The 14,132-nt window shown below is 67.7% G+C and carries 15 protein-coding genes and 1 other RNA gene; 8 read left to right on the forward strand and 8 right to left on the reverse strand.

Annotated features, from left to right (window positions below):
• On the forward strand, positions 1-1,544 hold a 1,544-nt coding region (locus FEF15_RS18175), incomplete at its 5' end, for an MBL fold metallo-hydrolase (RefSeq protein ID WP_163560716.1).
• Between the two features lie 6 nt (positions 1,545-1,550).
• Here the strand turns inward: FEF15_RS18175 and FEF15_RS18180 are convergent.
• The 5 genes from FEF15_RS18180 to grpE all read right to left on the reverse strand — a co-directional run bounded on the left by FEF15_RS18180 (position 1,551) and on the right by grpE (position 6,880).
• Positions 1,551-2,462, reverse strand: coding sequence for a DMT family transporter (locus FEF15_RS18180; RefSeq protein WP_240454237.1), 912 nt, complete (start codon positions 2,460-2,462; stop codon positions 1,551-1,553).
• Positions 2,459-2,737 carry a DUF2218 domain-containing protein gene (locus tag FEF15_RS18185; RefSeq protein WP_163560718.1) on the reverse strand — a complete coding sequence of 93 codons (279 nt, stop codon included), beginning with the start codon at positions 2,735-2,737 and terminating at the stop codon, positions 2,459-2,461. Before FEF15_RS18185 ends, FEF15_RS18180 begins: the two co-directional genes overlap by 4 nt.
• A 182-nt stretch (positions 2,738-2,919) precedes the next feature.
• Positions 2,920-4,074 (reverse strand): molecular chaperone DnaJ, encoded by a 1,155-nt coding sequence (gene dnaJ, locus FEF15_RS18190; RefSeq protein ID WP_163560720.1) that lies wholly within the window; start codon positions 4,072-4,074, stop codon positions 2,920-2,922.
• 104 nt (positions 4,075-4,178) lie between these two features.
• Complete coding sequence (dnaK, locus tag FEF15_RS18195; RefSeq protein WP_163560722.1) at positions 4,179-6,113, reverse strand: molecular chaperone DnaK; 1,935 nt, start codon at positions 6,111-6,113, stop codon at positions 4,179-4,181.
• A 119-nt stretch (positions 6,114-6,232) separates the two neighbouring features.
• Complete coding sequence (gene grpE / locus FEF15_RS18200; RefSeq protein WP_163560724.1) at positions 6,233-6,880, reverse strand: nucleotide exchange factor GrpE; 648 nt, start codon at positions 6,878-6,880, stop codon at positions 6,233-6,235.
• 262 nt (positions 6,881-7,142) lie between these two features.
• On the opposite strand from grpE, the gene recN reads away from it, so the two are divergent.
• Positions 7,143-8,819 (forward strand): DNA repair protein RecN, encoded by a 1,677-nt coding sequence (gene recN / locus FEF15_RS18205; protein WP_163560726.1) that lies wholly within the window; start codon positions 7,143-7,145, stop codon positions 8,817-8,819.
• A gap of 115 nt (positions 8,820-8,934) precedes the next feature.
• Here the strand turns inward: recN and fur are convergent, their stop codons facing one another.
• On the reverse strand, positions 8,935-9,381 hold the full coding sequence (gene fur, locus FEF15_RS18210; RefSeq protein ID WP_163560728.1) for a ferric iron uptake transcriptional regulator: 447 nt from the start codon (positions 9,379-9,381) through the stop codon (positions 8,935-8,937).
• 72 nt (positions 9,382-9,453) lie between these two features.
• Between fur and FEF15_RS18215 the strand changes: the two genes are divergently transcribed.
• Positions 9,454-9,939 carry an outer membrane protein assembly factor BamE gene (locus FEF15_RS18215; protein ID WP_163560730.1) on the forward strand — a complete coding sequence of 162 codons (486 nt, stop codon included), beginning with the start codon at positions 9,454-9,456 and terminating at the stop codon, positions 9,937-9,939.
• Between the two features lie 26 nt (positions 9,940-9,965).
• Here the strand turns inward: FEF15_RS18215 and FEF15_RS18220 are convergent, their stop codons facing one another.
• Positions 9,966-10,292: an RnfH family protein gene (locus FEF15_RS18220; protein ID WP_163560733.1), complete on the reverse strand. Its 327-nt coding sequence runs from the start codon at positions 10,290-10,292 to the stop codon at positions 9,966-9,968.
• Positions 10,282-10,716 carry a type II toxin-antitoxin system RatA family toxin gene (locus FEF15_RS18225; protein WP_163560735.1) on the reverse strand — a complete coding sequence of 145 codons (435 nt, stop codon included), beginning with the start codon at positions 10,714-10,716 and terminating at the stop codon, positions 10,282-10,284. Before FEF15_RS18225 ends, FEF15_RS18220 begins: the two co-directional genes overlap by 11 nt.
• Positions 10,717-10,842: 126 nt before the next feature.
• Between FEF15_RS18225 and smpB the strand changes: the two genes are divergently transcribed.
• The 5 genes from smpB to FEF15_RS18250 form a co-directional block, all read left to right on the forward strand.
• Positions 10,843-11,334, forward strand: coding sequence for an SsrA-binding protein SmpB (gene smpB, locus FEF15_RS18230; RefSeq protein WP_163560737.1), 492 nt, complete (start codon positions 10,843-10,845; stop codon positions 11,332-11,334).
• A gap of 40 nt (positions 11,335-11,374) precedes the next feature.
• Positions 11,375-11,753: a transfer-messenger RNA gene (ssrA, locus tag FEF15_RS18235) on the forward strand.
• Positions 11,754-12,022: 269 nt separating this feature from the next.
• Positions 12,023-13,231 (forward strand): integrase arm-type DNA-binding domain-containing protein, encoded by a 1,209-nt coding sequence (locus FEF15_RS18240; protein ID WP_163560739.1) that lies wholly within the window; start codon positions 12,023-12,025, stop codon positions 13,229-13,231.
• A gap of 304 nt (positions 13,232-13,535) precedes the next feature.
• Positions 13,536-13,742 carry a hypothetical protein gene (locus FEF15_RS18245; RefSeq protein WP_163560741.1) on the forward strand — a complete coding sequence of 69 codons (207 nt, stop codon included), beginning with the start codon at positions 13,536-13,538 and terminating at the stop codon, positions 13,740-13,742.
• Positions 13,739-14,132: hypothetical protein (locus FEF15_RS18250; RefSeq protein WP_205598584.1), on the forward strand; the 394-nt coding region annotated here is incomplete at its 3' end. The genes FEF15_RS18245 and FEF15_RS18250, both read left to right, overlap by 4 nt.

Raw genomic sequence — 14,132 nt, forward strand, 5'->3', positions numbered from 1 at the left:
TGCCAGCGCTGGCCCGGGCCGCGGCCATCGACGCCCTGGCCATGCTGGCCCCGCCCGACACCGCCGGCCCGCTGGCCGCGGAGCGGGCGGCGCTGGGACTCGAGGAGCTCCGCCTGGCACCCGCGCCCGAGGCTCGCCACCCCGGCAAGCAGGCACGCCGCGAGCGGCGCTCTGCCGCCTGGGAGCGCTGGCTCGAGACGGCCGAGACGCACTCGCTCGACCTTGCGCCGCTCGCCGTGACCGGCACCCCACCGCCGCGCCAGGCCGCCGAGGCCTGGCGCGGCCGCCAGGTCGGCCTGCTCGATGCCCGCGGCGACACCCTCGCCCTGGGCGAGGTCGTGGCGCTGGAGGAAAACCGCCTGCACCTGCACAGTACGCCGCCGACCACCCCGCCCGCGGCGCTGGTGATCCGCGATGCGCGGCGCCGCTCCGACGGCCAGCTGGGCACCGCGCCGCCCCACCGTAGCGCCCCCGCCCGCAGGCAGACGACCAGCGCCGTCGACGACCGGCCCTTCGTGGCCCATGACGACGAGCGCCCCCAGGTGGACCTCGGCACGGCCACGGCGACGCTGATCAACGGCGCCTTCGGTGACCCGCTGCTGCACCTGCGCCTCAAGCACCAGAGCCGCAGCCTGCTCTTCGACCTGGGCGACCCCGGGCGTCTCTCGGCCCGCCTCGCCCATCAGGTCAGTGATATCTTCATCAGCCACGCTCACTTCGACCACATCGGCGGCTTCCTGTGGCTGCTGCGCTCGCGGATCGGGGTGTACACCCCCTGTCGAATCCACGGGCCGCCGGGGCTCGCCGGGCACCTGGCCGGGCTGATGCGCGGCGTGCTCTGGGACCGGGTGGGCGACAAGGCACCCCACTTCGAGGTGAGCGAACTGCATGGGGAGCAGCGGTTGCGCTGGCGACTCACTGCCGGCGGCCCCGCGCCGGAGCCCCTGCCGCCGCGCCCCGTTCGCGACGGCGTGATTCATGCCGAGCCGGGCTTTCGCATCCGGGCAACGACGCTCGACCACGGCACCCCGGTGCTCGCCTTCGCCTACGAACCGGAGACCCAGCTGCGCGTGCGCAAGGATCGCCTCGACGCCCGCGGCTGGCCGCCCGGCCCCTGGCTCGGTGCGCTCAAGCAGGCGGTGCAGGCCGGCCAAGACGAGACCCGGATCACCCTGCCGGACGGCGAGCGCCGCGCGGTCGCCACTCTGGCGGCGGAGTTGCTGCTGCGCGAGCCGGGGCAGCACCTGGTCTACGCCACCGACCTGGGCGACACCGCCGACAACCGGGCCCGCCTGGTCGCACTGGCCCGCGGGGCCCGGGCGCTGTTCTGCGAGGCGCCCTTCCTGACGCGCGAAGCCGAGCAGGCGCGGCGCACCGGCCACCTCACGGCGCGCGTCTGCGGCGAGATCGCCGCCGCGGCCGGCGTCACGCAGCTGATTCCCTTTCACTTCTCGCGGCGCCACGTCCACGAGGCGGCCGCCATCCACGCCGAGATCGCGCCGTACTTTCCGCCAGAGCCGACCACGCCTCGCCGGTCGCCCTGACGCGCCTCAAGCAGCCCGGGCCGCCGCGCGATCCCGATGCAGCAGCAGGGCAATGGCCGTGATCACCAGCGCGCTGCCCGGCAGCCACTCCCAGCCGAGACGCGCCGGTGTCTCGATGAACAGCAGCAGCATGGAGACGAAAGGCACCAGATAGCCGTAAGCGGTGACGGCGCCCGGCGTGAGCACCGCCGTGGCGCGCTGCAGCAACCAGAAGGTCAGGGCGCTGGAGAAGAGCCCCAGGTAAACGAGCAGCAGTATATCGCCGAGGCGCATCGTCGCCAGCCGGGTGACCGGCTCGATGGCGAGCCCCAGGGCCCCGATCAGCCCCCCGCCCACTCCCAGGCTCCAGAAGGTGCGCACCGCCGCCGACTCGGCCAGCCGCCCGGTAGCGAGCCCCCACTTGCTGAGCACCGGATAGAGCGCTGAGGAGACGCAACCCAGGAAGAACACCGCCTCGCCGCGCCCGAAGCGCAGCTCGACGCCCCGCCCCAGCGACTCGGCGAAGGCGAGGCTCAGTGCCCCGGCGGCACCCAGCGCCAGGATGGCCGGCAGCCGCCAGGTCAGCCGCTCGACGCCGAAACCCAGGCCCAGCAAGTAGGCGAGCAGCGGCACCGAGACGTAGAGCGTCGACATGGCCAGTGCCGTGGCGTGATGCGCGGCCCAGAACATGGCGCCGAAAAAGCCCGCCAGGCAGAGGCCCATGAGGCCGTAGAGCGGCAGCACGCGCGGCGCCGGCAGGAAGGCCGGGGAGCGCCGCGCCAGCCAGTAGAGCCCGGCGCAGGCGATGGCAAAGCGCAGCGCCGTGAGGGAGAGCGGTGGCAGCTCGCGCATCAGCCCCACCGCGGGGAAGGAGAGCCCCACCAACGCCGCCCACAACAGCATGCCCAGGTGGGCACTCCGGGCAGAGGCGCGACTCACGTCTCCCAGACGATATCCAGGTTCTCGCCGTCCAGCGCCTCCAGGGCGGCATCGACCTTGGCCTCGAGCTGGTCGAGCGGCTCGTCGTCCAGGGCCTCCAGGGCCACGACCAGCTTCTCCGTCTCGGGGTAGAGAACGCAGGTACCCTCGGAAAAGATCACGCACACCCGCTCGCTCTCGCGGCGCACTTGCTGCGACTCGGACCACTCCTCGCAAAGGCGCTCGATCAGCGCCGGAGCATCGTCGACGGGAATCTCGGCTCGTGAAATCGGCATCGCTGCCTCCGCTCCAGTGGGTTTACCTGCTCAGCCTAAGGCCACGAAAGCCCCGAGCGCCAGCCCGTATCGTCCTTCACTTGAGCAAGATGAAGTGTTCGACGACGCTCCACCAGACACGCCACGGCCCCGGCATCGCGGGATGCCGGGGCCGTGTGCAGCCATCTCATCGGGGCCAGCCGTTACGGCTTCATGTCCTCGAAGAACTTCTTCACGCCATCGAAGAAGCTGGTCTTCTTCGGCGAGTGGTGGCTGCTGTTGCTGCCGTCGAGGCTCTCCTGGAGCTGGCGCAGCAGTGCCTTCTGTTCCTCGTTGAGGTTGACCGGGGTCTCGACCACAACCTTGCACAGCAGGTCGCCGGCGGGGCCGCCGCGCACCGGCTTGACGCCCTTGCCGCGCAGGCGGAAGAGCTTGCCGGTCTGGGTCTCGGGCGGGATCTTGAGCTTGACCCGGCCATCCAGGGTGGGCACTTCGAGCTCACCGCCCAGTGCCGCGTCGACGAAGTTGATCGGCACCTCGCACTGCAGGTGGCGGCCGTCGCGCTGGAAGATGTGGTGCGGCTTGATGGCCACCTGGACGTAGAGGTCGCCGGTGGGGCCGCCGTTGATCCCGGCCTCGCCCTCGCCGTTGAGGCGAATGCGGTCGCCGGTGTCCACCCCGGCGGGAATCTTCACCGAGAGCGTGCGGGTCTCGCGCACCCGCCCCTCGCCGTGGCACTTGTGGCACGGCACCTTGATGTGCTGGCCGCTGCCGTGACAGGTCGGACAGGTCTGCTGCACGGCGAAGAAGCCCTGCTGCATGCGCACCTGGCCATGGCCGTGACAGGTGGGACAGGTCTCCTTGCTGGAGCCCGGCTCGGCACCGCCGCCATCGCAGCGCTCGCACTCGACATGACGCGGCACGCGGATGTCCACGCTGGTGCCGGCCACGGCGCTTTCCAGGTCGAGTTCGAGGTTGTAGCGCAGGTCACTGCCGCGCTGCGGGGCGTTGGGATTGCGCCGCGCGCCGCCACCAAAGATATCGCCGAAAACGTCGCCGAAGATGTCGCTGAAGCCGCCCGCGCCGGCACCGCCGAAGCCACCCTGGCCACCGCCGAAGCCGCCGGCCTGGCCATCGACCCCCGCGTGGCCGAACTGGTCATAGGCGGCGCGCTTCTCGCTGTCGGAGAGCACCTCGTAGGCTTCGGAGACCTCGCGGAACTTCTCCGCGGAGGTATCGTCCCCGGGATTGCGGTCGGGGTGGTATTTCTGGGCCAGGCGTCGGTAGGCCTTCTTGATGTCCTTCTGGTCGGCATCTTGCGCGACGCCCAGCACCTCGTAAAAATCGCGTTTGGACATGGGTCCGTGCGCCTCCTGGTCTTGGCAGTTACGCCTGAGCCGCGGAAACGGCAACGCGGGAGTCATGCCCCCGCGCTGCCGTCATCCTTGGCAAGGTCCGGCGTTTACCGCTTCTTCTGGTCGTCGTTGACTTCCTCGTACTCGGCGTCGACCACGTCCTCTTCCGGCTTGCTGGCGCCTTCACCGCCTTCGCCGCCGGCCTGCGACTGCTCCGCCTCGGCCTGCTCGGCGTAGAGCTTCTGGGCCAGGTTGCCGGAAGCCTCGGTCAGGGCGTCCAGCTTGGCCTGGATGGCGTCCTTGTCGTCGCCCTTGGCCGCTTCCTCGAGCTCGCCGATGGCGCTCTCGATCTTCTGCTTCTCGTCGTCGCTGGCCTTGTCGCCGGCCTCCTCGAGGGTCTTGCGAGCGGCGTGGACCATGCCGTCGGCCTGGTTGCGCAGCTGCACCAGCTCCTCGAACTTCTTGTCCTCCTCGGCGTGCGCCTCGGCGTCCTGCATCATCTGCTCGATCTCCTCCTCGGTCAGACCGCTGGAGGCCTTGATGACGATGGACTGCTCCTTGCCGGTGGCCTTGTCCTTGGCGGAGACGTGCAGGATGCCGTTGGCGTCGAGGTCGAAGGCCACCTCGATCTGCGGCACGCCGCGCGGCGCCGGCGGGATGTCGGCCAGGTCGAAGCGACCCAGCGACTTGTTCTGGCCGGCCTGCTTGCGCTCGCCCTGGAGCACGTGGATGGTCACGGCGGTCTGATTGTCGTCCGCGGTCGAGAAGGTCTGGGTCTTCTTGGTCGGGATGGTGGTGTTCTTCTCGATCAGCGGGGTCATCACGCCGCCCAGGGTCTCGATGCCGAGCGTCAGCGGGGTGACGTCGAGCAGCAGCACGTCCTTGACGTCGCCGCCCAGCACGCCGCCCTGGATGGCCGCACCCACGGCCACGGCCTCGTCCGGGTTGACGTCCTTGCGCGCGTCCTTGCCGAAGAACTCGGCGACCTTGGCCTGGACCATCGGCATGCGGGTCTGGCCGCCGACCAGGATGACGTCGTCGATCTCGGACGCGGAGACACCGGCGTCCTTGAGCGCGACCTTGCACGGCTCCATGGAGCGTTGCACCAGGTCCTCCACCAGCGACTCCAGCTTGGCCCGGGTCACCTTGACGTTGAGGTGCTTGGGCCCGGTGTTGTCGGCGGTGATGTAGGGCAGGTTGACGTCGGTCTGCTGGGCGCTGGAGAGCTCGATCTTGGCCTTCTCGGCGGCCTCCTTGAGGCGCTGCATGGCGAGGTTGTCGCCGGACAGGTCGATGCCGCTGTCGGCCTTGAACTGGTCAACCAGGTAGTTGATCAGCTTGAGGTCGAAGTCCTCGCCGCCCAGGAAGGTGTCGCCGTTGGTGGCCAGCACTTCGAACTGGGTCTCGCCGTCGACATCGGCCACCTCGATGATGGAGATGTCGAAGGTACCGCCGCCCAGGTCGTAGACCGCGATGGTCTTGTCGCCGCGCGCCTTGTCCATGCCGTAGGCCAGCGCTGCCGCGGTGGGCTCGTTGATGATGCGCTTGACTTCGAGACCGGCGATGCGCCCGGCGTCCTTGGTGGCCTGGCGCTGGCTGTCGTTGAAGTAGGCCGGCACGGTGATGACCGCCTCGGTGACTTCCTCACCCAGATAGTCCTCCGCGGTCTTCTTCATCTTCTTGAGCACTTCGGCGCTGACCTGGGGCGGTGCGAGCTTCTTGCCCTTCACTTCCACCCAGGCATCGCCGTTGTCGGCCTCGGAGATGGCGTAGGGCACCATCTTGATGTCCTTCTGGACGACGTCGTCCTTGAAACGCCGGCCGATCAAGCGCTTGATGGCGTACAGGGTGTTTTGCGGGTTGGTGACCGCCTGGCGCTTGGCCGCCTGGCCCACCAGAATCTCGCCGTCCTCAGTGTAGGCGATGATGGAGGGCGTGGTGCGCGCGCCTTCGGCGTTCTCGATCACCTTGGCCTTGTCGCCTTCCAGCAGGGCCACGCAGGAGTTGGTGGTCCCGAGGTCAATACCGATGATGCGTCCCATAGGAAATCCTCGAATTCGTTGCCTTGATCCGTGTCTGCGGCACTCGCCGCGGGGTTGTCGTCTATCTGGGGGGCGAGCCGTGACTTTTCAAGCCCGCCGCCGCGCTTTCGCTGTGCGATTCAATCGGCGCTCTGGCTGACCACGACCATCGCCGGACGCACCAGGCGCCCGTTGAGCAGGTAGCCCTTCTGCACGACCTCCATCACGCTGTTGGGCTCGAGGTCGGGGTTGGGCACCATGGTGATCGCCTCGTGATACTGCGGGTCGAAGGGCTCGCCCGCCGGGTCGACCACCTCGACGCCGAACTTGCCGAGTACATCGAGCTGCATCTTCAGGGTCATCGCCACGCCTTCCCGGTGCGCCTCGGTGGCGTCCTCGCCCATGGCCTCGAGCGCCTTCTCGAGGCTGTCGACCACCGGCAGCAGCTCCTTGACGAACTTCTCCAGCGCGAACTTGCGCGCCTTCTCGGTCTCCTGCTCGGCGCGACGACGCACGTTCTGCGCCTCGGCGGCAGCGCGCAGCGCCTGGTCCTTGGCCTCGGCCAGGCTCTGCTCGAGCTCTTCCACCTTGGCGGCCAGCACTTCGGCTTCGGGGTTGTCGGCGTTCGACTCGGTCTCGGCCGGCTCGGCCTCGCCGGCGAGCTCCTCGGCCTCGTCGGCGCCCTCGATGGGAGTAGCCTCGTCCGGCGCGGGCTCGGGCTGCGACTCGGCCTCCTGTTCCTGTCTCGCCAGCTCGTCTTCCAGCGGGGTCTGGGATTGTTTGGCCATGAAGGTCTCCTGCAACGGTGACTCGGCCCGTCACTCGGCGGGCCACAAACGGGTGTCGGGATCTGGGGTAATCTGCCGCCTATATGGGGGCCTTATCGCCAATCTCAAGGCGGCCAATGCAACGGAGGGTGACCGTGCATTGAGTGCCACCCTGAACTACTGTATAAAAACTCAATACTGTTGGATGGATATCCAGGCCACGGCGGCCCTGACACGGAGAGCCTGCCGAGCAGAAACACGGGGAGAAGGGGGGAGTAAAGCGATGCTGACGCAGCTAGCCATCCGCGACTACGCCATCGTCGAGAGCCTCGACCTGGAACTCAGCGGCGGCATGACCGCCATCACCGGTGAAACCGGGGCTGGCAAGTCGATCCTGCTCGGCGCCCTGGGGCTGTGCCTGGGCGAGCGCGCCGACAGCGCCAGCGTGCGCCATGGCTGTGAGCGCGCTGATGTGAGCGCGCGCTTCGAGATCGCCGCCCTGCCCGCCGCCCAGGCCTGGCTGGAAGCCCGCGAGCTGCCCACCGACGATTGCCTGCTGCGCCGCGTGGTGACCGCCGCCGGTCGCTCCAAGGCGTGGATCAACGGCCAGCCGGCCACCATCGCCGACCTCAAGGCCCTCGGCGAGCGGCTGGTGGAGATTCACGGCCAGCACGCCCACCAGGCGCTGCTGCGCGAGGAGACCCACCTGGGCCTGCTCGACGAGGTGGCCGGACAACGTGAGGCAGTCGCCGAGCTGGCCGACACCTTCCGCCGCTGGCAGGCGAGCCGGCGTCGGCTGAAGCAGCTCACGGCCAGCGGCGACGAGACCGAGGCGCGTCGCCAACTGCTGCGCTATCAGGTGGAAGAGCTCGATGCCCTGGCGCTGGGCGAGGGCGAGCTGCCTGCCCTGGAGCAGGAGCAGGCCGAGCTGGCCCACGCCGAGGAAACCCAGTGCGAGGCGCAGTTCGCCGCCGACTGCTGCGACCACGACGAGGGCGGCGCCCTCTCGCAGCTCACCCGCGCTACCGGCCGGCTCGCTGGCCTCCCCCCTCAGGCGCAGGCGCGCCTGGCCGAGACCCTGGGCATGCTCGAGGAGGCGCGCATCCAGATCGAGGAGGCCGCACGGGAACTGCATCGCTTCGTCGACACCACCGAGCTCGACCCCGAGCGCCTCGCCTGGGTGGAGTCGCGCCTGGCCGAGGTGCACCGCATCGCGCGCAAGCATCAGGTGATGCCCGAGGAACTCGAGGCACACCACCGCGCGCTGCGCGAGGAGCTGGACGGGCTCGAGGGCAGCGACCAGGCGATCGAGACGCTGCGCGACGAAGTGGTCGCACTGCGCGACGCCTGGCGCCGCCAGGCCCACAAGGTGGGCGAGGCGCGCCGCCGGGCGGCAGGGCGCTTTGCCAAGGCGGTGCAGGAGCAGCTCGGCTTCCTGGCGATGGGCAAGGCGCGCTTCGAGGTGGCGGTGGAGTCGCGCGAGACGCCACAGCCCGAGGGCCTGGAGGCAGTGCGCTTCTTGATCAGCGCCAACCCCGGTCAGCCACCGCGCCCGCTGGCCAAGGTGGCCTCGGGCGGCGAGCTGTCGCGCATCAGCCTGGCGATCCAGGTGGTGGCGGCACAGCACGCCACCATTCCCAGCCTGGTGTTCGACGAGGTGGACGTCGGGGTCTCCGGCGCCACCGCCGAGATCGTCGGTCGCCTGCTGCGCCGCCTCGGCGAGGGCGGCCAGGTGATGACCGTGACCCACCTGCCCCAGGTGGCGGCCCAGGCTCACCAGCACCTGCATATCGCCAAGCAGGCGCGGCAAGACGCCACCCGCACCCGGATGGCGCTGCTCGACGAGGGCGGTCGCGTCAGCGAGCTGGCGCGCATGCTGGGCGGGGTGACGCTCTCCGACCGCACCCTGGCTCACGCTCGCGAGATGCTCGACGCCGGCCAGCGCAGCGCCCACCACTGAGGACCCGGCACCCCAGCGCACAGAACGACGCCCCAGTGCGCTGCTGCGTGCCGGGGCGTCGGGACTGTTCCCGTCAGAACATCGTCAGGCCAGGACGTCGGGAAGGGAGGACAGCTTACTTCTTCTGGATGCCTTCCTGGCGGGTGGCGCTGGAGCCCTTGGGCCGCACGTAGAGCACCAGAGCGTGGTCGACGAGCTCGTAGCCGTGCTCCTCGGCGATCTCCTGCTGGCGACGCTCGATGGTGTCGTCGAAGAACTCGACGATCTCGCCGCTCTCCAGGCACACCATGTGGTCATGGTGCTCCTCCTGCGAGAGCTCGAACACCGCATGGCCGCCATCGAAATTGTGGCGAATGACCAGACCGGCCGACTCGAACTGGGTGAGCACGCGGTAGACCGTGGCCAGGCCCACATCCTCGCCCGCATCCAGCAAGGTCTTGTAGACATCCTCGGCGCTCAGGTGGTGCTGCCCCTCGGCGTTCTCGAGGATTTGCAGGATCTTCACTCGCGGCAAGGTGACCTTGAGGCCTGCCTTGCGCAGTTCATGGTTTTGGTCGGCCATGGTTGCTCTTCGCAGTATCAGGTAGGGTCGGGTATGATCGACCGAATCCACGATAGTGAAGAACCGACTCAAATGCAAAAGCTGATCAAAACCGTCTGTCTTACTGCCGCCCTCACCCTGGCTGGCGGCTGTAGCTATGTGGGGGTCTATAAGCGCGACCTGCCGCAGGGCAACCTGGTCACCGAGGGGATGGTGGCCCAGTTGCAGCCCGGCATGAGCCAGCAGCAGGTGGTCGACGTGATGGGCAGCCCGCTGCTCGAGGCGCCCTTCAATGCTAACCAGTGGGATTATGTCTTCCGCCTGGACGAAGCCTATGGCGACGTCGAGCAGCGCCGCGTCACCCTGACCTTCGCCAATGGTCAGCTGGCCGACATTCGTCGCGAGGGCGAATTCGAGTCGGATATCGAGCTGCGTTCGCCGGACGGCGTTGGCCCCGCCGTCGAGGGCACCTCCCCCCGGGCGGACATGCCCGGCCCCGCGCCTCGCACGATCCCCGAAACCGGCGGCACGATCCCCACCGGCGGCTCGCCCTCGACCGATGACGCCCTGAACGACTGACCCGCCCGGCGCTGCCTCGGGGCGCCTCAGCCCCGGCGGGCCGCCCGGGCGGCGCGCGCCGCCTTGGGATCGATGGTCAGCGGCCGGTAGGCCTCGATCCGATCGCCATCGCGCAGGCGGTGACTGCCCGGCTCGGGCAGCCGCCGCCCGAAGATGCCCAGGTCGGGCTGGCTGAAGGTCTCCGGGGCCACCTCGGGAAAGAGCGCCGCCAATCCGGCGCGGTCCACGGCCTGGCGGGCCGTGGTGCCGGCAGGCACCTCGAGCGTCACCAGGCGCTGCTTTTCCGGCAGGGCGAACGCCACCTCCACCCTCAGCGTCGCCTCTTGGCCACGGGAGTCGGGATTAGCGGCCATAGAGCTCATCGGCGCGGCGCGTGAAGGAGTCCACCAGCTGTCCGGCCACCTGCTGGAACAGCTTGCCGAAGGCCATGCCCAGCAGCCGGTTGGCAAACTCGAACTCCAGTTCCAGGCACACCTTGCAGGTGTTCTCGCCCACGGGCAGGAACAGCCAGCGGCCGCGCAGGCGCTTGAAGGGGCCGCTGACCAGCGACATCTCGATGCGCTCGGGCTCGATCAGGTCGTTGCGGGTGGTGAAGCTCTGTTCGATACCTGCCCGCCCCAGGGTCATCTCGCCGATCAGGTGCGACTCGTCGCGCTCGAGCAGCCTCGCATGCCGGCATCCGGGCACGAACTCCGGGTAGCGCTCGAAGTCGTTGACCAGCTCGAACATGTCCTGTGGGGGATGCCGCACCAGGGCGGACCGGTTGACCGTTGGCATTGTGCTCTCCGCTGACTTCACTGGGCCCAGGGCGTATGATGTGCCGTTGTTTCACGCCTTGAATGGTATCACGCTTCCCCCCACATCGAAGGGGCGAAGCCACGACACACCACGACACGAGGTTCCATGGCCAACAAGAAAGGCAAGGGAAAGGGCCCCGGCAACAACGTCATTGCCCAGAACAAGAAGGCCCGCTTCGAATACCACATCGACGAGACCTTCGAGGCGGGCCTGGTGCTCGCCGGCTGGGAAGTGAAGAGCCTGCGCGCCGGCAAGGCGCAGCTCACCGACACCTACATCCTGGTCAAGAACGGCGAGGCCTGGCTGCTGGGCAGCCACATCATGCCGCTCAACTCCGCCAGCACCCACGAAGTGGCCGACCCCACGCGGACGCGCAAGCTGCTGCTGCATCGCAAGGAGATCGCCAAGATCTTCTCGCGCTCCCAGGAGAAGGGGCACACCTGCGTGCCGCTCAAGCTGTACTGGAAGAACAACCGCGTGAAGTGCGAACTGGCGCTGGTGACCGGCAAGAAGCTCCACGACAAGCGCGCCACCGAGAAGGACCGCGACTGGCAGCGCCAGAAAGGTCGCATCATGCGCGAACAAAACCGCGCCTGAGGTGTCACAGAACTGCACATCCTGATAGGATGTGCGTTATGGGGGCGACATGGTTTCGACGCCGGTGACAACCCCTGCGGTGCATGCCGAGAGCGTGATGTATCTCGTAAATCCAACATCACGATAAAATAGTCGCAAACGACGACAACTACGCTCAGGGCGCGCTGGCAGCTTAAACCTGCTGGCTTCTAGCCCGGCCCCGAAGCGATGTGCCCATTCATCGCGGAGGGGATATGAGCCAAGACTGATGGGATCGCGGTCGGCGGCGTCCTCCCGTCGATCGTTAAACTTAAGAGGAATCGCGTTGCTGGATCCTGCCCGTCGGAGCCAGCGGCGTTAAATGAAAAGACGGACCTAAGCATGTAGAGCCAATGGGCGAGTGCCGGCGGACGCGGGTTCAATTCCCGCCGCCTCCACCAACCACAGGTTTCAGGAGTTACCAAGAAACGCCAGAAACCGCATGAACAGGGGCCTCCGGGCCCCTTTCTTGTTTCTGGACATCCCACGCCATCCTTTGACATACCCCCACTGATGGGGGTACATCTGGGGGTACATCGTCGAAACCAGAATCTGATACCCCCAACTGACCTGGAAGCCCCGCCACACGGGGCTTTGCCAGCACAACCGGCCCCACCATGGGGGTATCAGGGTTGGGGGTACAGGCTCCAGCCCGCCGCGAGGTACCCCCATGAGTCGCCAGACCAACAAGTTGACCGCCACCGCCGTAAAGACGGCCAAGCCCCAAGCCAGGACCACCAAGCTGGCGGACGGTGGCGGGCTCTTTCTGGAAGTCCGCCCGACGGGCAGCAAGTACTGGCGCATGAAGTACCGCTACGCCGGCAAGGAGAAGCTGCTGGCCATCGGCACCTACCCCGAAATCTCACTCGCGGCAGCGCGTGAGGCCCGCGACCAGGCCAGGCGGCGGCTTGCCGAGGGCGCCGACCCGAGCCGAGCCAAGCAACTGGAGCGACAGCTCGGCGAACAGGTCGCCGCCAACACGTTTCAGCTGGTCGCTCTGGAGTGGCTGGAGCGGGTTCATCAGCACGAGGTCGTTCCCGACCACTTCCAGCGCAACAAGCGACGACTCGAACGGGATGCCTTCCCGATCATCGGTAAGGAGCCGCTGTCGGACATCTCGGCACCTCAGCTTCTGGCCTGCCTGCGGCGGATCGAGGAGCGCGGACACGTGGAGACCGCCCATCGAGTGAAGACCCTGTGTGGCCAGGTGTTCCGTTACGGCATTTCCACTGGCCGTGCTGAGCGAGACCCGACCCCCGATCTCAGGGGCGCACTGCGCCCGCACAAGACGAAGCATCACGCAGCTCTCACTGAACCCAGCGAGGTGGCAGAACTACTTCGGGCCATTGACGGCTACGGCGGCCAGCCCGTCACCATCGCCGCCCTGAAACTGGCTCCACTGGTATTCACCCGCCCCGGAGAGCTGCGTCAGGCCAGATGGGCCGATATTGACCTAGAGAATGGCACCTGGTCCTTCCAGGCCAGCAAAACGGGACAGCCCCTCGTCGTGCCCCTGCCCACCCAGGGCGTCGCTATCCTGCGTGACCTCCACGGGCTCACGTGGCGCTCCGACTACGTGTTTCCCGGCGCTCGCAGCAATCAACGGCCGATGAGCAACGTGGCCATCAAGGCGGCATTGGATCGCATGGGATTCAAGGGGCAGATGACTGCGCATGGATTCCGAGCCATGGCCAGAACCATCCTGGCCGAGCGCCTCAACTACCCCGAGCATTACATCGAACAGCAGCTTGCCCATGCAGTGAAAGACGCCAACGGCCGGGCCTACAACCGCACCCAGCACATAGAGCAGCGCCGGGAAATGCTGCAAAGCTGGGCCAACTATCTCGACGAGTTGCGCAACAGTCAGCCGGATAGGTAGGCCAGTTGCTTGTGCGGATATAACCAGTGGGGTGCCGCTTTACACGATCGATACCCCCTGATACCTTTCCAGTTGTCGAGCCAAATTGCTCGGCCGGGCGTGAGAACCCGAACTCGAGGCGCAACAGCGCCTACGCACCGAGGGCGCTTTTTTGTACCCAAATGGTGTGTATATGGTGGCTGGTTGCGGGCAGGCTTCGGCCTGGCCGGATTCCTCGAGTTCCGGTTTCTCACCCCGTAGCCAGCCACCTCCCAGTTGCGTGAGAACAACTGTTGGTGGCTCCACAACTCGAGGAGCATCACCAATGGCTACCTGCCCGATATCCCCCCACCGCTGCAACCATCGTGCGCGTGCCGCGGCTCACCGTGCCATGGCGATGGCCGCCCTGGCCTCCAACAGCAGCGCCCGCGTTCGCTACCGTCGCTATCACGCCCACATGCGCCAGGCACACGTCCTCGCCCTGGCCGCCGACCGACTGGGTCAGGACGCTCCGTGGGAGGTGAACGCATGACGACGCTTACTGCTACCCACGCCCCGTCCACACCGGTCGATACCGCGACGGATGACACCCGGAACCGCCTGATTGCCGACGCCCTGGACAATCAGCTGTCGGCGTATGCCCGAACCGGCGAGTCGTTCACGATCAGCGAGGTGCGCGATCAGCTGCTCAAGTCACCCCCGCTGGCGGATCTCGACAGCGTCCTGCTGCGGTATCGGGTCCGCGACCGCCTTGCCACGCTCGAGGCCAAAGGCCTCGCCCACCGCGTCGGCATGCGGGGCAAGAACCGGCCGCTGTTCCAGCTCTCGATGGAAGCCAGCCCACAGCAGCGCACCGAAGCCAACGCGCCGGATGCCCGTCCCGCCTCGTCCATCAAGGCAAACACCGCCTCCCCCTCTCCCC

It is taken from the genome of Halomonas sp. NO4, assembly GCF_010994375.1.
Classification (GTDB): domain Bacteria; phylum Pseudomonadota; class Gammaproteobacteria; order Pseudomonadales; family Halomonadaceae; genus Halomonas.

Coding starts and splice junctions, on each gene's coding strand:
- dnaK (WP_163560722.1), bottom strand. CDS start 6,113: ATGGGACGCATCATCGGTATTGACCTCGGGACCACCAACTCCTGCGTG.
- FEF15_RS18225 (WP_163560735.1), bottom strand. CDS start 10,716: ATGCCAACGGTCAACCGGTCCGCCCTGGTGCGGCATCCCCCACAGGAC.
- recN (WP_163560726.1), top strand. CDS start 7,143: ATGCTGACGCAGCTAGCCATCCGCGACTACGCCATCGTCGAGAGCCTC.
- FEF15_RS18220 (WP_163560733.1), bottom strand. CDS start 10,292: ATGGCCGCTAATCCCGACTCCCGTGGCCAAGAGGCGACGCTGAGGGTG.
- FEF15_RS18185 (WP_163560718.1), bottom strand. CDS start 2,737: ATGCCGATTTCACGAGCCGAGATTCCCGTCGACGATGCTCCGGCGCTG.
- fur (WP_163560728.1), bottom strand. CDS start 9,381: ATGGCCGACCAAAACCATGAACTGCGCAAGGCAGGCCTCAAGGTCACC.
- grpE (WP_163560724.1), bottom strand. CDS start 6,880: ATGGCCAAACAATCCCAGACCCCGCTGGAAGACGAGCTGGCGAGACAG.
- FEF15_RS18245 (WP_163560741.1), top strand. CDS start 13,536: ATGGCTACCTGCCCGATATCCCCCCACCGCTGCAACCATCGTGCGCGT.
- dnaJ (WP_163560720.1), bottom strand. CDS start 4,074: ATGTCCAAACGCGATTTTTACGAGGTGCTGGGCGTCGCGCAAGATGCC.
- FEF15_RS18215 (WP_163560730.1), top strand. CDS start 9,454: ATGCAAAAGCTGATCAAAACCGTCTGTCTTACTGCCGCCCTCACCCTG.
- FEF15_RS18240 (WP_163560739.1), top strand. CDS start 12,023: ATGAGTCGCCAGACCAACAAGTTGACCGCCACCGCCGTAAAGACGGCC.
- smpB (WP_163560737.1), top strand. CDS start 10,843: ATGGCCAACAAGAAAGGCAAGGGAAAGGGCCCCGGCAACAACGTCATT.